The organism is Streptomyces sp. NPDC007095 (assembly GCF_040634475.1).
Taxonomy (GTDB): domain Bacteria; phylum Actinomycetota; class Actinomycetes; order Streptomycetales; family Streptomycetaceae; genus Streptomyces.
Genome location: NZ_JBEYFS010000006.1, coordinates 1 through 23,188 on the forward strand (window position 1 = coordinate 1; position 23,188 = coordinate 23,188).

The following is a 23,188-nucleotide window of genomic DNA, read 5'->3' on the forward strand; positions in this document are numbered from 1 at the left end:
GGAGGCGCGGCAGCTGTCGCGCGCCGCGGCCTCGCGGCCCGCACACGCCGCCCTCGCCCCGGCGGGCGGGGCGGCGAGTCCCGCGGGGGACGACTTGCGGTCGGCGCTCGCGGGAGAGCCGACCCCACCTGTGGCAGCGGCGGCGGCCGTCACGTGCGCCGTACCGGCCCTGGGCGGCAGCGCGACGCGGGTGCGGCCGGTCAGGATCCGGCGTTGTCCGGCCCATGCCCTTGAGGTCGTCGACGGCGGTGGCGACGATGTCGACCCGGCCAGCGCGCGGCCCCGGCCCTTGGCCTCCAGGTGGACGGCGTGGACGTGCGGATGGCGGCCCGTCAGCTCGGTCGCCGCCTGCCAGGTGGCGTCCGTGCTCGCGTTGTCCGCGACGGTGATCCGGAACGGGAACGGGAAAGAGGCTTCGAGGTAGGCGTGGAGGCGGCCGATGCTGTCGCCGAGGACGTGGGCCTCGTTGTGGACCGGCACCACGATCTCGACCGACCGCTGCCGGACGCCTCCCGCGTTCGTTTCGTTCATGGCCCCGACGATCCGGGCCGGATCTGGGCCGCCGCTGAGCCCGCGCTGAGGGAAGGATGAGAATCAGGTAACTCACAGCTTCCGCACAGCCGGGCCCTGGCGGGTCACCGGAAGACCGGCCAACAGCCCCTTTCCGTGCGTCAGTTGTGGCTGGACGAAGCGATCAACTCGTCGATCAGAGTGATCAGTACGTCCCGGCACGACCCGCGCTCCCGGGCGTCGCAGAGCAGCACGGGGGTCCGTTCCGGCAGGGCCAGGGCGTCCCGGATCTCCTCTGGGGTGTACGGGTGCTGTCCGTGGAAGCCGTTGACGCCGACGACGAAGGGAATGCCGCGCCGCTCGAAGAAGTCGATGGCGGCGAAGCTGGACTCCGGCCTGCGGACGTCTATGAGGACCACGGCGCCCAGGGCGCCGATGGCGAGGTCGTTCCACATGAACCAGAACCGCTGCTGGCCCGGGGTGCCGAAGAGGTACAGGACCAGTTCGGGGCTGAGGGTGATCCGTCCGAAGTCCAGGGCCACGGTGGTGGCGCGCTTCTCCTCGATGCCGTCGAGGTCGTCGACGTTCAGACCGGCGGAGGTGAGGGGTTCCTCGGTGCGCAGCGGGACGATCTCGCTGACCGCCCCGACCATGGTCGTCTTGCCGACGCCGAACCCTCCGGCGATCAGGATCTTGACCGCGTCGGGAGCGGAGGGTGCGTCGGGTGCCGAAGTCCCGTGCGCGGCGGGGTCAGAGCCGGCCAAGGCCGTCCCTCACTTTCTGCAGCAGGTCCAGGTCCGGGGTACGGGAGATGAGACGCGGAGCCTGGACGGTGATCCGGCCCGCCTCCAGCAGATCGCAGAGCAGGATCACGACCACGCTCACCGGCAGGTCGAGTTCGGCGGCGAGTTCCGCCACCACGATCGTCTTCGCGCACAGCCGCAGGATCCGGGCGTGTTCGGGCTGCGGCCGGGTGGCGCCCTCGGGCGGCGGATCCACCGCGGTCACCGACGTGATGAGGGTGAAGTCGGCGCGGCTGGGCCGGGTGCGTCCTCCGGTCAGCGTGAACGGCCGTACCAGCCGGCCGGCCGCGTCGCCTTCGCTCACCTCACTCGCCGTTGTCGGCCGCGGCGGCGACGCCCGCACGAGGTGCTGCCCTGAGGTGCTCGCCGATCTTCTTCACCAGCATGTTCATCTGGTACGCCACCACGCCGACGTCCGCGCCCTGGTTGGTGAGCACGGCGAGATGGGCGCCGGGGCCCGCGGCGGTGAGGATCAGATAGCTGTCGCGCATCTCGATCAGCGCCTGGCGCACCGGACCGCCGCGGAAGTCCATGCTGACGCCCTTGCTGAGGCTCATCAGGCCGGACGCGGTCGCCGCCAGCCGTTCGGCGTCGTCGCGGACGAACGCCGTGGACTTGCTGACGACCAGTCCGTCCTCGGAGAGCACGACGGCATGGTTCACATCGGCGACCCGTTCCACCAGTCCGGTGAGCAGCTGGTCGAGCTGGCTGTGTGTGGCGGTGCTGGGGCGTGTCATTTCTCTGTCCTTCACGAGCGGTCGGCGGGCGGAGTCCACGAGCGGTCTGCGGGCTGGGTGGGGGCCGGGTCCTCCCCGTGGTCGTACGACGGTTCCTGGTCCCCGTGGTCGTACGACGGTTCCTGGCCCCCGTGGTCGTACGGCATGTCCTCGTCGTCGCGGGCCCGGAGCGTTCCGCGCTGGAAGCCCGCGAGTGAGGAGGCGGCGCGTTCCGCGGTGAAGTCGGCGAGGTCGGCGGCGTCCTTGTCGTCGGCCTCGGAGGGCGCCGCCTCCTCCCGCAGCTCCGTGGCCAGGCTGGTCTGCGGCACCCGGCGCGGCAGCGGAGTGAGTCCGTCGCGGCGGGCGGTGCCCGGAGCGGGGGCGGAGCGGGGCGCGGCGGAGTCGGCCGTGTGGGCCCGGGCGGCGGGGTGTGCCTCCTCCGTACGTTCATGGGGTCGGCGCTCCGGGACCGCGGCGTCGTCGGAGCCCTTCGCCGCCACGACCGACGCCGGTATCGCGGTGTCTGCGTCCGTGGCGGGGGAGTCGGGGGTCTCGCGGACCACGATGTCGTGCGGGATCAGCACGATCGCGGTGGTCCCGCCGTACGGCGAGGATCGCAGGGTGACGGCGATGCCGTGCCGGGTGGCGAGCCGCGCGATCACGAACATGCCGAGCCGCAGGTCGTCGGCGAGTGCCACCACGTCGAACTGCGGGGCCACCGCCAACTGGGCGTTGAACGCGGCGTAGTCCTCCTCGGACAGGCCCAGCCCCCGGTCCTCGATCTCGACGGCCAGGCCCTTGGCCACCATCGCGGCCCGCACCCCCACCGGGCTGGGCGCGGGGGAGTAGGAGGTCGCGTTGTCGATCAGCTCGGCCAGCAGATGGATGACGTCGGCCACCGCGGGCGGGCTCAGGTACACCTCGTCGTCGGTGTGCACCTCCACCCGCTGGTACTGGGCGACCTCACCGACGGCGCTGCGCAGGATGTCGATCAGCGCGACCGGTTCGGTCCAGCTGCGCCGGGGCTGCTCGCCGCTGATGATGACGAGGTTCTCCTCGTAGCGGCGGAGCTGGCTGGCGGTGGAGTCGAGTTCGTACAGGCCCTTGAGGATCCCCGGGTCCTGGTGCTCGCGTTCCAGCGCGTCGAGCTTGCTGAGCTGGAGGTTGACCAGGTTCTGGCTCTGCCGGGCGATGCCCAGGATCACCTTCTGGAAGCCGCGTCTGGTGTCGGCGAGTTCCACCGTGGTGTGCACGGCCGTGCGCTGCGCGGTGTTGAACGCCTTGGCCACCTGGCCGAGTTCGTCCTCTCCGTAGTCCAGGGGCGGGGTGGCGGACTCCACGTCGACCTTCTCGCCCCGGTTCAGCCGGGCGACCACGTCGGGAAGCCGTTCCTCGGCGAGGCTGAGCGTGGCCATCCTGAGACCGCGCAGCCGCCGGGAGAGGGAGCGGGTGATGCGCCAGGACATCACGACGCACACCAGCAGGGCGACGAGTCCGCCGGCGCTGAGCGCGGCCGCCTTGATCAGCAGGCTGTGCGCTTTGTCGGCGCTGCGGTCGAGCAGTTGCGTGGTCTGCTGCTGGATCAGGTTGGTGTACTGGTCGGAGATCCTGCCGAGCGCGGTCTTCCAGCGGGCGTGCGCGTCAGGCAGTTCGACCGTCTTCGCCACCTGGCCGTGCGCCGTCCGGGCCGCGACGATCTGGTCCTCGACGGTCTCCAGGGTCTTCCAGTCCTGGCTCCGGAGGACCCGTTCGACCTGGTCCTTCACGGTGCCGTGCAGCGAGTTGAGGACCTGGCTCTGGAAGACCCAGCGGCGTACGTCGACCTGCTGGGCGAACTGCTGCCACGACTGCTGGTCGAGCTTGCCCGAGGGCCAGGCCAGCGCGAGCTGGGCGTCCTCCTGGGCGACCAGCTCCGCCGCGTTCCCCAGCGTGATCAGCGGCCCTGCCTGCGAGGTGAGGTCGCCGTCGTCGACCTGGGAGAGTTCCTGGAAGGCGTGGATCTGGTCGCCGATGATCGAGGTGTACTGGTCCAGGGCCTGCTGGGCGGTGATGTCGGTGGGGTGGTCCACCTGCCCCCGGTAGTACTCCAGGCTTCCCACCGAGGCGATGACCGAGTACATCCGGTCGCCGATCCGGGCGGGCGCGTTCTTGAAGTCCTCGGACCGGCGGACCAGTTTCGCGACCTCGACGTCCGTGCGCCTGCGCTGCCGGTCCAGGGCGGCCCGGGAACCGTGCGGCGAGGCCAGCCAGGCGGCCGACAGACTGCGCTCCTGTTGCAGCGCGAGAGTCGCCTCGGTGCCCATGGCACCCGTCGACCGGCTCAGCCCCGTCTGTTCGCGCAGTCGCAGCCCCTCCGAGAAGATCTGCGTCGTCGTCACACCCCACATGGCGGCGAGGGTGACGCTGGGGACCAGCGCCAGCAGGATCAGGGAGAGGCGTATGGAGCCGAGACGGCGCCGGGCACCGGTCCGTGGAGACATCATCGTCCTAGAGCGATCAGCGATGAGAGGGTGCGCAGGATGCTATCCGTACAAGTGACCGTACGCACCGTGAGGGACGGAAATCCTTGGTGCCGCCTGTGTGGGTGGCAGCGGTTCAGCGGGTTCCGTTCCCGGCGAACTTCGCGACCGAGGAGACGTTCTCCTTGGTGACGAACGCGGGTCCGGTGAGCACGGGAGCGGTTCCGCCGCCGCTGAGGTTGCCGTTGGAGCGGTAGAGCCAGAGCGAGTCCACGGCCAGATAGCCCTGGAGATAGGGCTGTTGATCCACCGCGAACTGCACGTCCCCGCTCTGCACGGACTTCACCAGACCGCTGTTGAGGTCGAAGGTGGCGACCTGGGCCTTGCTGCCCGCCGTCTTCACCGACTTCACCGCGGCGAGAGCGAACTGCGCGCCCAGCATGACGACTTCGTCGACACTCGGATCCGCGCGCAGTCTGGCCGTGACGGCGGCACCCACCGCGTCCATGTCGGTGCCGTTCACATAGAGCAGGTCGGTCTCGCCGTCGAAGGTCTTCTTCACCCCGGCGCAGCGGGCCTCCAGGGCGATGTTGCCCTGTTCGTGGATGACGCAGAGGGCGTGCTTGGCCTTGAGCTCGTCCAGTTTGTCGCCGGTGGCCCGGCCCGCGACGCTCTCGTCCTGGCCGAAGTACTCCAGCAGGCCCTCGGACTTCCAGGCGTCGATCCCGGAGTTGAGACCGACCACGGGTATCCCGGCCGCCTTGGCCGCGCTGACCGCGCTCTGCATCGCCTCCGGCTTGGCCAGCGTCAGCGCGATGCCGTCCACCCGGTCGCGGATCGCGTCCCGCACCAGGCTCGCCTGGGCGGCGGCCTCGGAGTTGCTCGCGTACGTCAGGTCGATGTCGTCCTTGGTGGCCGCCGCCTGTGCGCCCTTGCGCACCAGCTCCCAGAACGCGTCTCCGCGGGCGCCGTGGGTGATCAGGGCGACCTTGATCCGGCCGGTGCCCGCCCTCCCCGCCGAGGCGTCGCTCGTGTCGTCCGATCCGCCGGAGCCGGAGCATCCGGCGGCGAGCAGACAGCCCGCGGCGAGGACGGCGACGACGGCGGCGCGGGGCGGAGTTCCGGGGGAGTGGTGAGGTGTGGGGGACATGTTCATGGGTGCGGCACCTCGCTGTGCGGCCCAGCGGCGGGTCGGGGAGAGTGAGATCGGTGCGATGTCGGGATGTTGTGTACCGACTGTCGTACTTTCGTTGGGCCGGAGCCAATCGTGTGTCACGCTCGGCCGTCAAGTGAGCGGGCATATGCCGGAGATGGCCGGCGCCATGGTGTCGTCGCCGCATCGTCACTAGTTGGACGCGTGGTGCGTGAGTTGGGTGGTATCGCACCTTCCGCATGGGGCGTGGATGTTCAATGATGGTGCGCGGGCCTGCCGTTGGCGGGCTGTTGCGTTCATACGGGGGAGGACGAGATGACGCGTGAGGTTTCCGCTGTCCGTGCCGTGTTGCGTACGGGAGTGACGGGTGCCGCGGTCGTCGGCCTGTCCGCGATGTCGCTGGTCGCCGGGACCGCGTACGGGACTCCCGCCGGCCCCGGTGTCACCGCGACGGTGCTCTATCGGACCACCGTGGGCGACACGGACTACACGCTCCGGGAGATCACCATCCCGCCCGGCCAGAGCACCGGCTGGCATTATCACGACGGTCCCTTGTACGGTCTTGTGAAGAAGGGCACCCTGAGCCACTTCGATGCCACCTGCGCGCAGGACGGCGCCTACCCGGCCGGCCGTACGATCACCGAGCCCCCGGGCCCCGGCCATGTGCACATCGGCCGCAACGAGGGCTCGGTCCCCGTCGTCCTGGACGTGCTGTACGTCCTGCCCCACGGCTCGCCGTTCTCGGAGGACGCGCCCAACCCCGGCTGCGACTTCCAGTAGCGCTCGCCAGGCCCAGAGCGCGATCAATCGAACGGCAGTGCCTGTTCGGCCCAGATCGTCTTTCCGGTGCCGGTGGTGCGGGTGCCCCAGCGGTCGGTGAGCTGGGCGACGAGGAGCAGCCCGCGGCCGCCCTCGTCGAAGGTGCGGGCCCGGCGCAGATGGGGAGAGGTGCTGCTGGCGTCGGAGACCTCGCAGATGAGGGTGCGGTCGCGGATGAGCCGGAGCTGGATGGGGGCGCCGCCGTAGCGGATGGCGTTGGTGACCAGTTCGCTGACGACGAGTTCGGTGACGAACGCGACCTCGTCGAGCCCCCAGAGGGTCAGCTGCTCGGTCGCGTACTGCCGGGCGGTGGCGACCTCCGCCGGATCGGCGGGCAGGTCCCACACCGCCACCTCGTCGCTGTCCAGGGTGCGGGTGCGGGCCAGCAGCAGGGCCACGTCGTCCTTGGGATGCTGCGGCAGCAGCACCTGGAGCACGTTGTCGCAGGCGTCGTCCAGATTCGCGGCGGGGACCGTCAGCGCGCTGCACAGCACAGCCGTGCCCGCGTCCACGTCGAGGTGGCGGGCCTCGAAGAGACCGTCGGTGTAGAGGGCGAGGACGGAGCCTTCCGGCAGGTGCAGCTCGGTGGCCTCGAAGGGGAGCCCGCCCACCCCGAGCATCGGTCCCGCGCTCACCTCGACGACCTTCACGGTGCCGTCCGGGAACAGCACGGCGGGCGGCGGGTGCCCGGCCGTGGCGACCGCGCAGTGGCCGGAGACCGGGTCGTACACCGCGTACAGACAGGTGGCGCCGATCTCCGCGCCCGTCGGGCTCTCGTCGGCCGCCAGATGCCCGACCAGGTCGTCGAGGTGGGTGAGCAGCTCGTCCGGGGGCAGGTCGACGTCGGCCAGCGTCCATACCGCCGTACGGAGCCGGCCCATCGTGACGGAGGCGTGGATGCCGTGCCCGACGACATCGCCGACGACGAGCGCCACCCGGGTCCCGGACAGCGGGATCACATCGAACCAGTCGCCGCCGACGCCCGCCCGCGACAGTGCCGGAAGGTAGCGGGAGGCGAACTCGACCGCCGCCTGTCCCGCCATCGCCTGGGGCAGCAGACTGCGCTGAAGAGCCACCGCTGTCGTGCGCTCCTTGGCGTACCGGCGGGCGTTGTCCACGCAGACGGCCGTGCGGCTGGCCAGCTCCTGCGCCAGCGACACGTCGTCCTGGTCGAAGGGGTCCGGACTCTCGGCGGTGAGCAGTCTCACGAACACCGCCACCCCCAGCGTCGTACCGCGCGCCACCAGTGGTACCGCCATCAGTGAGAAGTCCCGGCGGTCCGCCTGATACGGCTTGGCGGCCTGGGCGCCGTGCGGGCCGAGCCACCCGTCGACGTCCGGGTCGCCGGTCCTGGTGAGCACCGCGTGTCCGGTGACCAGGGCGCGGACCGGTGGGGAGGAGGACGGGTAGACGTCCGCCGCGCCCAGGTCGATCGCCGCTTCCTGCACCCCGGCGGTACGGGAGTGGTGCGCGACCCGGCGCAGCTCCACATAGGCGTCCACCGGGCCGCCGGTGGGCTCCTCACCCTCGACCACCGAGTCCAGCAGGTCCACGCTCACGAAGTCGGCCAGCTCGGGCACCGCCAGCTGGGCCAGCTCACGGGCGGTGTGGATCACGTCCAGCGTCGTACCGATGGCGGCGGCGGACTTGCTCAGCAGGGCGAGCCGCTGCCGGGCCCGGTACTGCTCGGTGCTGTCGTAACCGGCCAGCGAGACGCCGAGCAACTGTCCGGAGGGGGCCCGCAGCGGCCACATCTCGATGTTCCAGGCGTGCATACGCAGTCCGGAGGGGGCCCGGGTCCAGCTCTCGTAGTGGACGGGGCGGCCGGTCTCGACCACTTGGCGCAGATGGTTGAAGAAGCCGCGGCTGTGCTCCGCGTTCTCGACGGTGTCCGGGAAGTAGCGGTGCAGGACCTCGGCCTCCTGGACGCCCATGATCCGGCAGGCGGTGTCGTTCATCCGCAGATAGCGCTGTTCGGTGTCGAAGACCGACATCGACACCGACGCCTGCTTGAAGGCGAGCTCTCCCAGGTCACGGCCTCGCCCGTCCGGCGCCGCGGTGATCACGTATCCGGCCGGCTTCCCCTCCTCGCCCTGGAGCGGGTACGCCCGCAGGGCCAGCTCGCTCCGCCGCCCGTCCTCGCGCCGTACGGCCACCACACCGTGGCCGCCGTTCGCCCGCAGCGCCCGCCAGGCGTCGTCCGGGTCCCCGTCCAGCAGGTCCGACACCGGTCGGCCGGTGACCTCCGCCGCGGCGTACCCGGTCAGCAGCTGCGCGCCCTCGCTCCAGCCGGTCACGACTCCGTGCGCGTCGACCACCACCATGGCGTCACCGGCCGTGGTGACCCGCCCCGCATCGCCCGGGATTTTCACCATATGTACAAGGATGGGGTGATCCGGCAACCACATCAACCCGGGAGTGGGCCGGAATCCGGTCGGGCGGCGGCTTCGGTCTCTCGCCGGATGAGCGGGAACCTTCCGGAGACGCGGCCCCCGCTGAGGGCCGGCTTCCCATCGCCGGGTGAGCGCCGTATTCAGGGGCGCGGGGAATTGTGTGACCGGCCCCCTCTGACTCGCGGTCGAAGGGCTGCGGGTGGTCGGGGGCGCCGGCTGGGGCGGGCTTTTGACTGCCGGGTGAGCGCGGTTTTTTGGGGGGAGCGGGGAACTGCGCGACCAGCCCCCATTCGCCCGCAGCCCAAAGACTTCGGGTGGCCGGGGATCCGGGGCGTAGCCCCGGGGTGCGGGCTGAATTACGGCGTTACGGCCGCCGCCCCCCGGACCGCATCTCCCGCGGACTCACCCCGTACCGCTGCCGAAACGCCGTACTCAGCCCGCTCGCCGAGGAGAACCCCGAGGCGAAGGCCAGATCGGTGATGGTCAGGTGCTCGCAGTCGGCACACTGGAGGCGCTCACGAACCAGCCGCAGCCGCTCCTCGCGGATGAGGTCGCGCGGAGTGGTGCCGGCACGCTGCAGGGCCAGCTGGATCTGACGCAGGGACCAGCCGAGCGCGTGCGCCATGGACGTACCGGTGAGACCCGGGTCGGCGGCGTGTTCACGGACGTAGCGGCGGACCATCGTCTCCACGTCGCCGAGTTGGCCCGTCCCGTCGGGGCGGTCGTCGCCGAGGGTGAGCATGCGCAGCAGCTCGACGACACGGTCGGAGACGGCGTTGAAGTGCGGGTCGGTGAGGTTGTCCCGCTCCGCGTGCAGGTCGCCGATCATGGAGCTCACCACCCGGCCGAGCCCCCTGCTCAGATCGAGTCCGGTGGCCAGTGGCGACTTGCGGTTCAGCGGGCCGTCCATCTCGCGTGCGGGGATGGTGAGGACGAACGCGTGCGTCGAGACGTCCTGGAGGCACTCGAAGGGGGCCCCGAAGCTGACGAGGGTGCCGGTACCCGGTGTGAGCCGGGCCTCCCGGCCGTCCTGCCGCAGCACGATCTCCCCGCTGAGCGGCAGCAGTAATCGGTAGTCCTCGTCGGGGTCCTGGCGGACCTGGCGGGCGGTCCTGCTGTACGCGACCTCGTCCGACCAGAACTTGACGAGCTGATAGCGCTCGGTGCGCTGGCGGACCGTCGCGCCACGGAAGTCGTCGGTGCGGGGGTACCGGTAGCCCATCGTGGACTGGCAGGACCCGACGTGCTCGCTCCAGAAGTCGGCCCGCTCGCGCGGATCCACCTCCGCGGTCGTCCGTGTTTCCACGATATAGCTTTCCGCGGGCAACGACACCCTCAACTCCAGTGCAGCGAGCGGTAGTTACTCCACGTCAGCCTAGTGCATACAGTCCGTGCGTCCCACGGCAACTTCCTTGCGCGCGAGGGCAAGCATCTGCGCCGACGGGCGGCTACGGTCGTGCGACCCGTCAACTTGCATATGCCAATGAGGACTTCATGACCGAACGGATACCGGAGGCGGCGTTCTGGTGCCTGGCCGTCGGCCTGCTCGCCGTCACCGTGCTGCTGGTGCGCCAGCGCGGGATCACCGGACGGCAGCGCGGCCGGAGCGCCGAGCTCGCGGACGCGCTGCGGGCCCGGGACGAGGAGCTGCGCCACCTGGTCGCGGTCCGCCTGCCCGCGCTCGAAAGCGCCCCGCACCAGCCCGCCTCCGCGCCGGGTCACCCCTCCTCCGCGACAGGTCAGCCCCTTCCCGCGGCGGGGCAGTCCATCCTCGCGACGGGCCGGTCACATTCCTCGGCGGGGCAGTCCATCCCCGCGACGGGCCGGTCACATTCCTCGGCGGGGCAGTCCATCCCCGCGACGGGTCGGTCACATTCCTCGGCGGGGCAGTCCATCCCCGCGACGGGCCAGCCGCATTCCGCGCCGGGTCACCCCTTCGCCACGACCGGCCAGCCCCTTCCCGCGGTCGGCGAGTTTCTCCACGCACCGGCCCTCCCCGCCGTAGGCCTCCTCGACGCGCGGCTGGCCGACACCGACTTCGCGAAGTGTCTCGACGGTCTCCTGGAGCGGTTCTCCGACGCCGTGCGGCACGCACAGACCCGCGCCGACCAGTCCGCCAAGGCCGCCCTCAAGGCGTCGATGCGCTCGATCCAGGCCCTCGCCAACGAGCAGCAGGTGTCCATCTCGGAGATGCAGGACCGCCACGACCACCCCGACGTGCTGCGCGATCTGCTCGAGATCGACCACACCAACGCCCAGTTCGGCCGTCGCGCGCAGGCCATCGCCGTACTGTGCGGCTCCTGGCCCGGACGCCAACGGGCCACCTCCCCGCTCATCGAGGTGGTCCGCGGCGCGACCTCCCGCATCCGCGACTACCGGCGCATCCGCATCAACGGACAGGCCGACATCGCTGTCGAGAGCCGGGCCGTCGAACCGGTTGTCCTCGCCGTCGCCGAACTCCTGGACAACGCCGCGCGCCACTCGCAGCCCAGCACCACCGTCGAGGTCAGCGTCCAGGCGGTGCACAACGGCGCCGTCGTGGTCATCGACGACGCGGGCGTCGGCATGGACAGCCGCGGGTCCGAGCACGCCGCCGCGCTGCTGACCGGCCGCCGCGCGGTGGACGTCACCCGCCTCGACGATCCGCCCCAGTTCGGCTTCGCCGTCATCGGCGTCCTCGCCACCCGCTACGGGTTCAACGTCTCCGTGGACACCCGCTCCCCGTACGGCGGCGTCCGTGCCGTGGTCTTCGTACCGGCCGCGCTGCTCACCCACGCCGACCCGGTCCAGGAGCCCCCACCTCCGCACGCCCCGGCGCGCGCGCCCCGGCGTACGGCCCGGACGAGCGGGCCCGCGGAGGCGACGACGGCCGGCGGACTGCCCAAGCGGCGCCGCCGCGCGCCCGTACCCCCGCCCGCCGCCGAACAGCCCCCGGCGGCACAGGGCGAACCGGCTGCACCGGCTGCACCGCCCGCACCGGTCGAGGAGAGTGTGGGCCGCTCCGCGGAGGAGTACGCCCGGCGCATGGGCGCCTTCGCGCGCGGGACCCGCTCCGCGCGGGCCGAGCAGGACACCGCACCCCCCTCACGCACCGCGGCCGAAACAGCCGAGGAAGCCGAAGCCCCCCACGAATCCGAAGGGAACACACAGGGATGATCGCGCCCATGACCAACGAGCTGGGGTGGATGCTCGACGAGGTTCTGAAGGTGCCGGAGGCCCGGCACGCCATCCTGCTGTCCGCCGACGGCATGCTCCGGGCCCACTCGGCGGACATCGGCCGCGACGACGCCGAGCGGCTGGCCGCGGGTCTGTCCGGGGTGCAGTCGATCAGCCGCAGCACCGCAGAGTTCTGCGGCAGCGCGACCGCGCCGTGGCGGCAGACCCTGATCGAGTTCGCGCACGGGTACGTCTTTCTCGTCGCCGCCGGTGAGGGCGCCCACCTCGCGGTGTCCACCGGCGAGGACGTGGACATGGAGGCGGTCACCTACCGCATGCACAAGCTGGTCGACCGGCTCGGCAAGGAGCTGACCAGCCCGGCCCGGCAGGACACCGGCAGCCCGGCATGACGCCCGGGCGCCGGCCGGGAGGGAGGCTGGTGCGGTCGTACGTCGTCACGGACGGCCGCGCCCACCCCTCCCGCAACACCCTCGACCTCGTCACCTTGCTGATCGCCGCCGACGACCTGCCGCTGACGGGGCTGAACCCGGAGAAGCGCCGGCTGATGGAGCTGTGCCGGCCCGGAGCGCTGTCGGTCGCCGAGGTGGCCGGTCATCTGGAACTCCCGGTCAGCGTCACCAAAATACTGATCGCCGACCTGATGGACAGCGGTCACCTCGTCACCCGGGCGCCGGTACCGGCCGCCCGCCTCTCCGACGCCCGCATCCTCCAGGAGGTACTGGATGGGCTCCGCGCCCGCCTCTGACGACGTCCACCTCGGCCCGGGTGTGCAGACCGCGGTCAAACTGCTGATCGTGGGCCACTTCGCGGTCGGCAAGACCACGTTCGTCGGTGCGCTCTCCGAGATCCGGCCCCTGCGTACCGAGGAGGTGATGACCGAGGCGGGCGCACGCGTCGACGACCTCGCCGGTTCGAGGGAGAAGACGACCACCACCGTCGCCCTCGACTTCGGCCGCCTCACCCTCAGCGACGCCCTGGTGCTCTACCTCTTCGGCACGCCCGGGCAGCACCGCTTCACCGAACTCTGGAAGGACATGACCAGCGGAGCGCTCGGCGCGCTGGTGCTGGCCGACACCCGGCGGCTGTCCGAGTCGTTCGACGTCATGGGCGTACTGGAGGAGCTGGGCCTGCCGTACGCCGTCGCCCTCAACGACTTCGGCGACGCCTCCGCGTCGCACGACCTGGACGAGGTGCGCGAGGCCCTCGACCTGCTGCCCTCGACCCCGCTGGTGCGCTGCGACGCCCGCGACCGGGTCTCGTCCACCGAGGCGCTGATCGCCCTCGTCGAGTACCTCATGACCCGCAGCGGCGAACTGGAGCCCGTGTGACCCCCGTACCACCACCGCCCGTACCACCACCGCCCGTACCACCACCGTCCCTGTCACCGCCGACCGGGCCACCACCTGGCTGCCCCGCGCACGAGCCCCTGTACGGGCCCGCGTTCGCGGCCGACCCCGCCGCCGTCTACCGGCGGCTGCGTACGGCAGGACCGACCGCACCGGTCGAGCTCGCACCCGGCGTCAGAGCCACCCTCGTCACCTCCTACGACGCCGCCCTGCACGTCCTGCGCAGTCCGGAGACCTTCTCCAAGGACCCCCGCCGCTGGCGCGACCTCGCCGACGGGACCGTCCCGCCGGACAGCCCGGTCGTGCCGATGATGATGTACCGGCCCAACGCGCTGTTCACCGATGGCGAGCAGCACGAGAGGCTGCGCGGCGCGATCACGGACAGCCTCGCGCTGGTCGATCCGAACACCCTGCGCGGCTATGTGGAGCGCAGCGCCGACACCCTCATCGACCGCTTCGCGCCGCTCGGCACGGCTGATCTGCTCGGCGAGTACGCGCAGGTCCTGCCGCTGCTGGTCTTCAACCACCTCTTCGGCTGCCCGGCCGAGTACGGGGTCCGGCTGGTCGAGGGCATGTCCGGGATCTTCGACGGGGTGGACGCGGAGAAGGCCGACGAACTGCTGACCAGCACCCTGCTCGACCTGGTCGCGCTGAAGCGGGGAAACCCCGGTCAGGACATGACGTCCTGGCTGATGGCGCACCCCGCGGGCCTCACCGACGAGGAGATGATCCACACCCTCGTGGTACTGATGGGCGCCGGCACCGAGCCCCAGCAGAACCTGATCGCCAACAGCCTGCGGCTGCTGCTGTCCGACGACCGGTTCGCGGGCGATCTGTCCGGCGGCAGCCTCCCGGTGGAGGACGCCCTCGACGAGGTGCTGTGGACCGATCCGCCGATCGCCAACTACGCCGTGCACTATCCGCTGCACGACGTCCTGTACGAGGGAACGGTGCTGTGCGCGGGCGATCCGCTGGTCGTCAGTCTCGCCGCGGCCAACGCCGACCCCGCGCTGACGGCTGATCAGCGGGCGGGCAACCGGGCCCACTTGGCGTGGAGCGCGGGCCCGCACAACTGCCCGGCGCAGAGTCCGGCCCGGCTGATCGCGACGGTCGCGGTGGAGAAGCTCCTCGACCGCCTCCCCGATGTCGAACTGGGGTTGCCGGCCGGCGAGTTGACGTGGCGGCCCGGCCCGTTCCACCGCGCGCTGGCGGCGCTGCCCGTACGCTTCCCGCCCATCACGACGGTCCAACGGCCCGAAGGCGAGCGGCAGTCGTACGCGAGACCCCTCCCGGCTCTCGTGCCCGAGCCCCCCGCCCCGGAGCCCGACCGCCCGCGAAGCGGCTGGACCCGGCTCCTGTCCTGGTGGCGCGGGGAGTGAGTGTCGGCCGTCAGCGAATCCGGGCGGGCAGGGTGCGGTGGCCGTTGGAGATGAAGGAGTCCACCGGCTCCAACTCCGAAGCTGGTACGGCGAGTTGGAGGTCGGGGAAGCGGTCGAAGAGGGCGGGGAGGGCGATGCGGGCCTCCAGGCGGCCCAGTGGGGCGCCGAGGCAGCGGTGTACGCCGTGTCCGAAGGCGAGGTGCTCCTTGTCCGCCCGGGTGACGTCGAAGAGGTCGGCGTCCTTGCCGTAGCGCTCGGGATCGCGTCCGGCGGCGGCGTACGCGGCGAGGATCGCCTCGCCCCGGCCGATCACCGTGCCGTCCGGGCCGCCCAGTTCGGTGAGGTCGAGGTCCTCCACGGCGTAGCGCAGCGGGAGGCTCGCGACGGGCGCCTCGACCCGAAGGGTCTCCTCGATCAGGTCGTCCCAGGTGGCGCGTCCGGCGCGGAGGTGCGCGAGCTGCTCGGGGTGGGTGAGCAGGGCGTGCACGGCGTTGTCGATGAGGTTGACCGTGGTCTCGTGACCGGCGCTGACCATCAGGACCAGCGTGTCGAGCAGCTCCTGCTCGCTCAGCCGGCCGTCGCCCTCGTCGCGGGACGCGATGAGGCCGGAGGTCAGGTCGTCGCCGGGCGACTCCCGCTTCTCGGCGACCAGTTCACCCAGTACGGCGTACAGCCTGGCGTAGTTGCCCGTCACCTCCTCGGGCTGCGCGGAGGTGTGGAAGATGCTGTCCACCAGGTCCCTGAGGTCCGCCCGCTTGCCCTCGGGCAGGCCGAAGAGTTCGCTGATCACCTGGATGGGGATCGGATAGCAGAACTCCTCGCGCAGATCGACGACCTCGCCGTGCTCGCCGGCCTTGGCGATACGGTCGAGGAGGCCGGAGGTGATCTGCTCGATCCGGGGTTGCAGCGCGGCCGTGCGGCGGGCCGTGAACGCCGTGGAGACGAGGGTCCGCAGCCGCCTGTGGTCGCCGCCGTACGCGGTGAACATGTTCTGCACCGCGACCCAGGTGAACAGCGGCCACTCGGGGGAGATCTCCCCGTTGATCCAGGCCGGCCAGTGCCGGCGCGGGTCCTTGGACACCCGTGGGTCCAGGAGCAGCCGTTTGAGCAGCTCGGGGCTGCTGACCGCCCAGGCCTCGACGCCACCGGGGAGGGCGACACGGGTCGCCGGTCCGCGCGCCCGGATGCGGGCGGCCTCCGCGTGGATGTCACGGCCCGTCGCGTCCACCACCAAGGGGCTCGGGTTTTCCGTCAAGGGACGTGGGGTTCCCATCGGGAGCCTCCCTGGCGCTCGGACGTCAGTACGGCGCGTCACGCTACGCGAGGGTGGCGTTCCCCGATGCGACCGTCCGGCATCGACTGCGTGCGAGGGCAAATTCCCTGCGCGTACAAGCAAGTCGGAGGCTTGCCCGCCTCCTGGAGTCGTCCCGTCACAGCTCCCGGCCCGGCCGCCCATTGCCCTGAGCTCGACCGGGGCGGGACCCCTTCCCTGCCCTCTCTCTACGCCTCGGTCGCCATCTGCTGCCGGCGGCGCCTGCGCAGCAGACGTCGCTTGCGGGGCTCCTGGTGGGGAAGCCAGCCGAAGGCCAGGCAGCTGCCGGTCGCTCCGAGAAGGAGGCCGATGAAGAAGCCGCCGAGGTTGGAGGTGAGCCAGGTGCCGAGGGAGAGGAGGATGCCGAGCAGGGAGTAGAAGAGGCGCTGCGTCGGGTTGAAGAGGATCAGCAGACCGCACAGGATCATGACCGTCGGCAGCAGATAGCCCGCCATGCCCTGCATCCCGATGTGCATGACGACCTTCAGGGACGCCTTCTCGGTGAGGAGGATCTCCGCCCCGCCCAGGGTGAGCAGCAGCCCGCCCCAGAAGGGGCGGTCCGCGCGCCACCGCCGGAAGCCGGGCCGCAGATCCCGGACGGCCGACATCAGCAGCCCGAGTCGCTGAAGCGGAGCTTGAGACCGGGGAGCTTGAACACCGCCGCCGTGGTGGCGTAGTTCGTCTGCCGCAGGTTCCCGATGTGGACGGTGTCGGCCTGCTGGCTGAAGACGCCCTTGTTCCCCTGGACCCCGGCCTTGTCGAGCGTGCTCGCGTCGTTGCCGATCTCGATGTTGTTGAAGGACGCGTCGCCCGACAGCTCGGTCGAGTCGGTCGTCAGATTGGTCGCCTGGACCTTGTCCGCGCCGCCACCGGCGGTGATGACCAGGTTCGTACCGCCCAGGTCGACGCTCTGGCACAGCTTGGTGAGCGTCGCGTTCTTGATCGCGGAGGTGACGACGAGGACCTGGCCGCCGGTGTCGCCGGCGTTCGGGCTGCCGTCGGCCATGTTGTCGAGGTTGCCGAACTGCTCGAAGCCGGTGCCGTTGAGTTCGGTGGCGGTGACCGTGAACGGCATGCCGGAGATGGCGAATTGCACCCCCAGAGCGCCCTGGGCGGTGAGGATCATCAGTCCCGCGGCGACAGCGGTGGCAGGCACCGCCATCACCGCGGCGCGGCGCAGGCGGACCCGCCCACGTCCGCCGGAACCGCTTTCGTTCTCGGGGGTCGAATCGGTGGACGCCGTGGCGTCCGAGGACGAGGCCATGTTCTGCTCCCTGGACATAGTCATGCAGGTGGGGCTTCAACGGGCACGTTGTCCTGGCGCGGACAGCGGCTACCACGCACGCCTCCTCACAACTCCCGGCGGTCGCAAGGGCTTTCTCGTTACGCAGCAGTAGCCGACGTGGAAGTTACCGGGGGTTACATTCTTGGGTCAAGAGACTTGTGGCAATGGGATGTTGATTGTGTGCCAACTGTGGAGGCCCGGCCGTGCTGACCTCGCATTTGGGCTCGCGACGACCTCGTGGCCGGGTCTGCGACCGTCTCACCCTTGGGACCGTGTCGACCTTCAACTTCCTTGCTGAGCCTTGACGTTGACTATTCATCAGGTCTAGAACTCTGCATTGTTTCCCTTGGATCCGTGGCGCCGGATCCGATGCGCGGCACGTACGCCACCTCCTGGACCGCCCGCTCCTCGCGGGGCGGCCGTGGCACGTCTGAACGTGCGGTGCGCTCCAACGCTGAAACCACCTCCCCCCCCCGCGGCACCGGCACGGCACTTTCCCCCCTGAGCCGTGTCCGGTCGCCCGGCTTCCGCTGCCGGTCCGTGACGTAAGGAGAAGGCGTCACGGACCGGCAGCGGTCCGCCGTGACGGCATGTCCGCGCCGGCCCCGTACCCACCCGCACGCCCGTCTGAGAAAGAGGCACCCCCATGCGCACTCGATCCCTGCTCGCCCTCCTCGGTACCGCCGCCGCGCTCTCGGTCTCCGCGATCGCCCCCGCCTCCGCGGACGACACCCCCGTGCTCACCGCCGGCGGAGCTGCCGTCGCCACCGGTGACGTCCTCACCGCCTCACTGGCGACCGGCACCGCCGCCACGCTCTACTCCAGCGCGACCGGCACGAGCGGTGTCTCCTGTGCCGCGTCGGCCTTCACCGCCTCCGTCACCGACAACCCGACGGCCCCCGGCACGGCCACCGAGTCGCTCAGCGCCCACACCTTCGGCAGTTGCACCAGCAATGTCATCGGCGTGCTCGGCGTCACCAGCGTCACGGTCAACAACCTCCCGTACACCACCACGGTCGCCTCGGGCGGCACGGTCACCGTGACCCCGGCCGCGGGCTCCACCATCCAGACCACGGTGGTACTGCGCACCCTGCTGGGCAGCATCAACTGCGTCTACCAGGCGCCCAGCCTGACCGGCACGGCGAGCAACACCGACAACAGCATCACCTTCACCAACCAGGCGTTCGCGAAGTCCTCGGGTTCGTCGCTCTGCTTCAGCAGCGGCTACTTCACCGCGAAGTACGCGCCCGTCTCCGACACCACCCAGTCGGGCAGCCCGGCGGTCACCGTCAACTGACCGAACCCGGACGACCGGTCACCGGCGGCGTCGCAGCGTGATCGCGACGCCCGCGGTGAGCAGGAACGCGGCCGCTCCCCCCGCCCCGGCGACGAGGGGGAGCGTGTTGCTGCCGCCGGACGAGCTGTCCGCGGCCGGCGCCAGATGGTCGGGTGCGGTCACCTCCGTCGTCGCCGCGGTGGTCTCCGGGGCGGGCGACGGCGACTGGTCGGTGGGGGCGGCCGTGGTCGTGGTCGGCTCCTGGCTCTGCTGAGCCTTCCGGCCGGCCGTGGGTGTCGTACGCGCGGGGGACGAGGTCGTCGGCGCGGCGGCCCCGCCGCCCCCGCCCGGGAAGACCACGTCCGAGCACGAGTAGTACGTGTCGGTCGTGCTCGTGTTCTGCCAGATCGTGTACAGCATCTGCCGGCCGGTCCGGTCGGCGGGCAGCGTGGCCTTGATCCGGTAGGCGCCGTTCACCAGTGCCGGATCGGTGGCCGTGGCGAACGGTTTCGTCGGCAGATCGGACCACTTGAGGGGCTTGGCCGGGTCGTACCCGGGCTTGGACAGATACAGCTTGAAGGTCCCCGTGTGCGGAATCGTCGAACTGTAGGAGAGCGTGAAGGTCGCGCCCGGCGTCATCCGCGTCGAGGGCCAGTCGGCGCGGGCCAGGTCCAGTCCCTTGTAGGCGGGCAGACCCCCGCTGCACAGCTGCCCGTCCGGGATCACCTGACGGTCCCTGCCGCCCACACCGGCGACCCGGAGGTTGTCCCAGGCGGTGAAGGGGGCGCCGTTCGCCGCGATCGCCGCCTTGCAGGCCGCAGTACCTGTGTTGCTGCCGCCTTCCGGAGAACAGGCCACCACCCGGCTGACCGGATCCGTCGGCGCGCCGTGCGCCTGGGCCGGACCCACGGCCCACGTCAGGAGAAGCAGTGGGGCCGCCACGGCGACAGCGGCCGCGGTGGCGGTGCGGTGTGCGGTCATCCGGTGGGTCTCCTTGCGGGGTGGGGGCGGCGGGTGCGGCCGTACGGCATCGCGCGCAGGCGTGGCCGCACCGTGAAGTACGGCGGCACGGGGCCGTGCGTTCAGATGCGCGAGCCAGCTGAAACCGGGCATTCCCGGCCAACCGGGAGCCCTTGAGGGACGGTTACCGGCCAGATCGAGGGTTTCCCCTGTATCCGTATTACCTGGGCTTTGCCTACATCGTGGGCCTGGTCGCGCTGATGAAGTCGGCGAACCCCTCGCTCACCCCGGCCCAGATGGAGACCGCCGTCAAGAACAACGCGCGTGCCCTGCCCGGCACCTGCTCCGGCGGCTGCGGCGCGGGCCTCGCGGACGCGACGAAGACCGTGCAGGCCGTGAGCGCCGCGACCACGGGCACGACCTTCTCCAACACCACCGCCCTCTCGATCCCGGACAACGGGGCGGCCGTCGAGTCCTCGATCGCCGTCGGCGGCCGCAGCGGCAACGCGCCCTCCGCCCTCCAGGTCGGCGCCGACATCACCCACACCTACCGCGGTGGCCCGGTGATCGACATGGTCGCCCCGGACGGCTCGACGTACCGCCTGAAGTCCTCCAGCACCTCGGACTCCGCGGACAACGTCAGCACCACCTGCACGGTCGACGCGTCCGGCGAGACCGCGAACGGCACATGGAAACTCCGCGTCCAGGACGTGGCCGCCTCGGACACCGGCAAGCTCAACAGCTGGAAACTGACCTTCTGAGCGCGGCCCACGGGGGGAGGGGCGGCCCATGCGCGGCGTGGGCCGCCCCTTTCGGCCCGGCCGGTACCGTGAGCCATATGTCTGAACCCTCCGACGCGCCCGTGATCCTCAGCAACGAGCCGGGCTCGTTCCCCTGGAGCGTGCTCGCCCAGCGGCATCCGGCCCTCGTCCGGAAGGTCCGGGACGCCTTCCCCTACGGCCCCGAGCAGCACCGCGCGCTCGACGCCCTGCTGAAGAACGCCACCGAGGGCGTCATCGAACCGCTCGGCGAGCGGGCGGCGGACCGCGGGCAGTGGGAGCGGTGGGGCGCCGAGGAGTACACCGGCCGCTCCTGGTTCGACGTGCCCTTCCTCTGGTCCGAGAGCTACTTCTACCGCCGACTCCTCGAAGCCGTCGGCTACTTCGCCCCCGGCCCCTGGAAAGGCATCGACCCCTTCCGCCCCTTCAAACTCGCGGAGCTGGACACCCCGGAGGCGGACGAGGAACTCGACGCGCTCGACCCGCTCGCCGAACGGCCGGTCGAGGAGCGGGAGGAGGCGCTGCTGCACGGTTCGCTGTGGGGCAACCGCGCGGACCTCGGCTTCCGCCTCGCCGCCGCGGACGGGGAATCGGACGTCGATGCCCAACTGGTCGCCACTGACACCGAGTCGCTGCGATCCCTGTTCGCGGGCGGCACCCTCTGCGTGGTCGCGGACAACTCCGGCCGGGAACTCATCCCCGATCTGCTCCTGATCGACCACCTGCTCCACCACCGCCGCGTCGGGCGGGCGCTCCTGCACGTGAAGCCGTACCCGTACTACGTCTCCGACGCCACGACCGCCGACGTGGTCGACGCCGTGCGCCACCTCACCGGGGCGAAAGGCGCGGCGGGCGAGTCCGGCCACCGACTGTGGGCGGCCATGACCGACGGTCGCCTCACCGTCCGGGCTCACCCCTTCTCCTGCGCCCCGCTGCCGTACGCCGACATGCCCGACGACCTGGGCCGTGAGTTCGCCGAGGCCGACGTGACCATCGTGAAGGGCGACCTGAACTACCGCCGCCTGGTCGGCGACCGGCGCTACCCCGCCACCACCCCCTTCGCGGAGCCCACCGCGTACTTCCCGGGCCCGGTCGCCGCCCTGCGCACCCTCAAGTCCGATGTGATCGTGGGTCTGGACGCCCGCACGGAGGCCGCCCTCGACGCGGCCGAGGGCGGGCGCTGGCGCACGAGCGGCACACACGCCCTGATCCAGGTGCGGACCTGAGGGTCAAGCGGCCTCCAGTGGAAGCGACTTGATCCAGTTGATGAAGTTCGAGACGAGGCGCCGGGGAGGTCCGGCTGCTCGCAGCACAGGCAGGGCCCGCAACGTCTCCTCGTGGAGCACGCGCAGTTGCAGACGGGCGAAGTGCGCGCCGAGGCAGACGTGCGGGCCGTCGCCGAAGGAGACATGGGGGTTGGGCGAGCGCGACAGGTCGAGCCGCTCGGGATCGGTGAAGACGCGCTCGTCGTGGTTGGCCGAGGCGTGGAAGACGACCACCTTGTCGCCCGCGCGGATGCGCTGCCCGGCCGGCTCGGTGTCCAGGGCCGCCGTACGGCGGAAGCTGAGCACCGGCGGATGCAGTCGCAGCAACTCGTCGCCGGCCGCGCCGAGTTCGATGACCCCGGCACGCAGGGCGGCGTACGCGACCGGGTGGTGAGCGAGTGTCAGAAGACCTCCGGGAACCGCGCTGCGCACGGTGTCGTTGCCTGCGACGGTGAGGAGGAAGAAGAACATCTCCAGCTCGTCGGGGGTGAGTTCGGGGTCGGCGTCGAGGGTGGTCATGACGTCGTCGCTCGGATGGCTCTTCTTGTAGAGGGCCAGTTGGTGCGCGTACGCGAACATGTCCCGCAGCATCGCCGGGGAGCGCGGATTGACCGGGCGGCCGCGCGCGTCGAGCACGGGCTCGCCCGCCTCGTCGGGGTCCTGGTAGCCGATGACGCGCTGTGTCCAGCGCAGCAGCAGGCCGCGGTCGCGCTCCGGAACGCCCAGCAGGTCGGCCAGGTTGAGCAGGGCGTACTCGTCGGTGACGGTGGCGACGAGATCGAAGACGCCGTCGTCCGCACGGGCCTCGGCCACCGCCTTTTCGAGCAGGTCCCGGGCCCGGGTGCGGACGACCGACGCGAAGTGCTCGACCCGGCGAGGCGTGAAGGCGCGGCTGACCAGACGCCGCAACCTGCCATGGTCCGGCGGATCCTGATTGAGCATCATGCGCCGGATGCCGGATGCCGGATGCCGGATGCCGGATGCCGGCCGCCGGTCGTGAAGTCGATGATGGTGCGCCGGTTCTCCGGCTTGTGCGCCGCGTCCGCGAACAGCTCCCACTGGTCCGCCGGCAGCGGCAGCCCGGACGCGGGCACCGGCGAGACCCCGACGAGCCGGCGCAGCCGGTCCGGGGCGAGGGCCAGCAGGCGCTGGGCGACGGCGGCGCCCATCGAGTGGCCGACCACCGAGAACCGTTCCCAGCCGAGCCGGTCCGCCAACTCGACCACATCGGCGGCGGCCTCGGCGGTGGTGTACGCGCCGACCGCGTCCTTCGCCTGCCCGTAGCCGCGCAGGTCGACCAGCGCGTACTGGAACGCGGCACGGTCGAGATCCGGGACCACCGCCGCGTAGGCGGACCGGTCGGCGAACCAGCCGTGCACGGCGATCACCTTGTGGGCACCGTCGCCGTGCACTTCATGGGGAAGTACGAAGGAGGTCATGCGACCACGGTGGCCCGGCGGGTTCGGGTCGGCAAGAGCGCGTGCCGACCCGCCCGCGGGGCCGGGGCCGCTGACCGGAAAAGGGGGTAAATTCACGCGATGGTGTGATCATGTCCC

Annotated in this window: 20 protein-coding genes and 3 pseudogenes; 9 read left to right on the plus strand and 14 right to left on the minus strand. The window is 71.1% G+C overall.

Annotation, left to right across the window (positions count from 1 at the left end):
- The 6 genes from ABZ656_RS03425 to ABZ656_RS03450 form a co-directional block, all read right to left on the minus strand.
- A partial coding sequence (locus tag ABZ656_RS03425; protein ID WP_360264053.1) for a glycosyltransferase occupies positions 1-531 on the minus strand: 531 nt, incomplete at its 3' end.
- Between the two features lie 140 nt (positions 532-671).
- On the minus strand, positions 672-1,274 hold the full coding sequence (locus ABZ656_RS03430; RefSeq protein WP_101401541.1) for an ATP/GTP-binding protein: 603 nt from the start codon (positions 1,272-1,274) through the stop codon (positions 672-674).
- On the minus strand, positions 1,261-1,617 hold the full coding sequence (locus ABZ656_RS03435) for a DUF742 domain-containing protein (protein ID WP_101401542.1): 357 nt from the start codon (positions 1,615-1,617) through the stop codon (positions 1,261-1,263). The genes ABZ656_RS03430 and ABZ656_RS03435 overlap by 14 nt, the downstream gene beginning before the upstream one ends.
- Before the next feature lies 1 nt (position 1,618).
- Entirely contained in the window at positions 1,619-2,050 is a 432-nt protein-coding gene (locus ABZ656_RS03440) for a roadblock/LC7 domain-containing protein (RefSeq protein ID WP_054236774.1), read from the minus strand.
- Positions 2,051-2,061: 11 nt separating this feature from the next.
- A complete protein-coding gene (locus ABZ656_RS03445; RefSeq protein WP_101401543.1) occupies positions 2,062-4,509 on the minus strand; it encodes a nitrate- and nitrite sensing domain-containing protein in 2,448 nt (815 codons plus the stop codon).
- A gap of 115 nt (positions 4,510-4,624) precedes the next feature.
- A complete protein-coding gene (locus ABZ656_RS03450) occupies positions 4,625-5,644 on the minus strand; it encodes a substrate-binding domain-containing protein (RefSeq protein ID WP_360264058.1) in 1,020 nt (339 codons plus the stop codon).
- Positions 5,645-5,956: 312 nt separating this feature from the next.
- Between ABZ656_RS03450 and ABZ656_RS03455 the strand changes: the two genes are divergently transcribed.
- Complete coding sequence (locus ABZ656_RS03455) at positions 5,957-6,421, plus strand: cupin (protein WP_101401545.1); 465 nt, start codon at positions 5,957-5,959, stop codon at positions 6,419-6,421.
- A gap of 23 nt (positions 6,422-6,444) precedes the next feature.
- Here the strand turns inward: ABZ656_RS03455 and ABZ656_RS03460 are convergent, their stop codons facing one another.
- A complete protein-coding gene (locus ABZ656_RS03460; RefSeq protein ID WP_360264061.1) occupies positions 6,445-8,835 on the minus strand; it encodes a SpoIIE family protein phosphatase in 2,391 nt (796 codons plus the stop codon).
- A gap of 382 nt (positions 8,836-9,217) precedes the next feature.
- Positions 9,218-10,159 (minus strand): helix-turn-helix domain-containing protein, encoded by a 942-nt coding sequence (locus ABZ656_RS03465; RefSeq protein WP_180362151.1) that lies wholly within the window; start codon positions 10,157-10,159, stop codon positions 9,218-9,220.
- A 188-nt stretch (positions 10,160-10,347) separates the two neighbouring features.
- Here ABZ656_RS03465 and ABZ656_RS03470 point away from each other — a divergent pair, with 188 nt between their 5' ends.
- From ABZ656_RS03470 to ABZ656_RS03490, 5 genes are read left to right on the plus strand one after another with little or no spacing between them, the layout of a single operon-like run.
- Positions 10,348-12,009 (plus strand): ATP-binding protein, encoded by a 1,662-nt coding sequence (locus tag ABZ656_RS03470; RefSeq protein WP_360264064.1) that lies wholly within the window; start codon positions 10,348-10,350, stop codon positions 12,007-12,009.
- Positions 12,006-12,419, plus strand: coding sequence for a roadblock/LC7 domain-containing protein (locus tag ABZ656_RS03475; RefSeq protein WP_101401547.1), 414 nt, complete (start codon positions 12,006-12,008; stop codon positions 12,417-12,419). The genes ABZ656_RS03470 and ABZ656_RS03475 overlap by 4 nt, the downstream gene beginning before the upstream one ends.
- Positions 12,416-12,775: a DUF742 domain-containing protein gene (locus tag ABZ656_RS03480; RefSeq protein ID WP_101401548.1), complete on the plus strand. Its 360-nt coding sequence runs from the start codon at positions 12,416-12,418 to the stop codon at positions 12,773-12,775. The genes ABZ656_RS03475 and ABZ656_RS03480 overlap by 4 nt, the downstream gene beginning before the upstream one ends.
- Positions 12,753-13,358, plus strand: coding sequence for an ATP/GTP-binding protein (locus tag ABZ656_RS03485; protein WP_101401549.1), 606 nt, complete (start codon positions 12,753-12,755; stop codon positions 13,356-13,358). The genes ABZ656_RS03480 and ABZ656_RS03485 overlap by 23 nt, the downstream gene beginning before the upstream one ends.
- 50 nt (positions 13,359-13,408) lie before the next feature.
- Positions 13,409-14,755, plus strand: coding sequence for a cytochrome P450 (locus tag ABZ656_RS03490; protein WP_360264182.1), 1,347 nt, complete (start codon positions 13,409-13,411; stop codon positions 14,753-14,755).
- A 10-nt stretch (positions 14,756-14,765) separates the two neighbouring features.
- Here ABZ656_RS03490 and ABZ656_RS03495 read toward each other — a convergent pair whose 3' ends face one another.
- The 3 genes from ABZ656_RS03495 to ABZ656_RS03505 all read right to left on the minus strand — a co-directional run bounded on the left by ABZ656_RS03495 (position 14,766) and on the right by ABZ656_RS03505 (position 17,331).
- Positions 14,766-16,028 (minus strand): cytochrome P450, encoded by a 1,263-nt coding sequence (locus ABZ656_RS03495; protein ID WP_101401550.1) that lies wholly within the window; start codon positions 16,026-16,028, stop codon positions 14,766-14,768.
- A gap of 227 nt (positions 16,029-16,255) precedes the next feature.
- The gene (locus ABZ656_RS03500; protein ID WP_360264069.1) at positions 16,256-16,675 is read right to left on the minus strand and encodes a DUF6114 domain-containing protein; all 420 of its coding nucleotides are present in this window, start codon (positions 16,673-16,675) and stop codon (positions 16,256-16,258) included.
- Positions 16,675-17,331, minus strand: a complete 657-nt coding sequence (locus tag ABZ656_RS03505; protein ID WP_101403834.1) for a DUF6230 family protein — start codon at positions 17,329-17,331, stop codon at positions 16,675-16,677. Before ABZ656_RS03505 ends, ABZ656_RS03500 begins: the two co-directional genes overlap by 1 nt.
- Positions 17,332-17,998: 667 nt before the next feature.
- Between ABZ656_RS03505 and ABZ656_RS03510 the strand changes: the two genes are divergently transcribed.
- On the plus strand, positions 17,999-18,649 hold the full coding sequence (locus ABZ656_RS03510) for a Tat pathway signal sequence domain protein (protein ID WP_101401552.1): 651 nt from the start codon (positions 17,999-18,001) through the stop codon (positions 18,647-18,649).
- An 18-nt stretch (positions 18,650-18,667) separates the two neighbouring features.
- Here ABZ656_RS03510 and ABZ656_RS03515 read toward each other — a convergent pair whose 3' ends face one another.
- Complete coding sequence (locus ABZ656_RS03515) at positions 18,668-19,609, minus strand: lytic polysaccharide monooxygenase (RefSeq protein WP_101401553.1); 942 nt, start codon at positions 19,607-19,609, stop codon at positions 18,668-18,670.
- 215 nt (positions 19,610-19,824) lie between these two features.
- Between ABZ656_RS03515 and ABZ656_RS03520 the strand changes: the two are divergent.
- Both ABZ656_RS03520 and ABZ656_RS03525 read left to right on the plus strand, forming a co-directional pair.
- Positions 19,825-20,349: pseudogene (locus tag ABZ656_RS03520) on the plus strand (proprotein convertase P-domain-containing protein); the annotation flags it as partial.
- Positions 20,350-20,426: 77 nt separating this feature from the next.
- Positions 20,427-21,593, plus strand: coding sequence for a damage-control phosphatase ARMT1 family protein (locus ABZ656_RS03525; protein WP_360264074.1), 1,167 nt, complete (start codon positions 20,427-20,429; stop codon positions 21,591-21,593).
- Between the two features lie 3 nt (positions 21,594-21,596).
- Here ABZ656_RS03525 and ABZ656_RS03530 read toward each other — a convergent pair.
- Positions 21,597-22,586: pseudogene (locus tag ABZ656_RS03530) on the minus strand (cytochrome P450); the annotation flags it as partial.
- Positions 22,587-22,603: 17 nt separating this feature from the next.
- Positions 22,604-23,071, minus strand: a pseudogene (locus ABZ656_RS03535) (alpha/beta fold hydrolase); the annotation flags it as partial.
- Between the last annotated feature and the right edge of the window lie 117 nt (positions 23,072-23,188).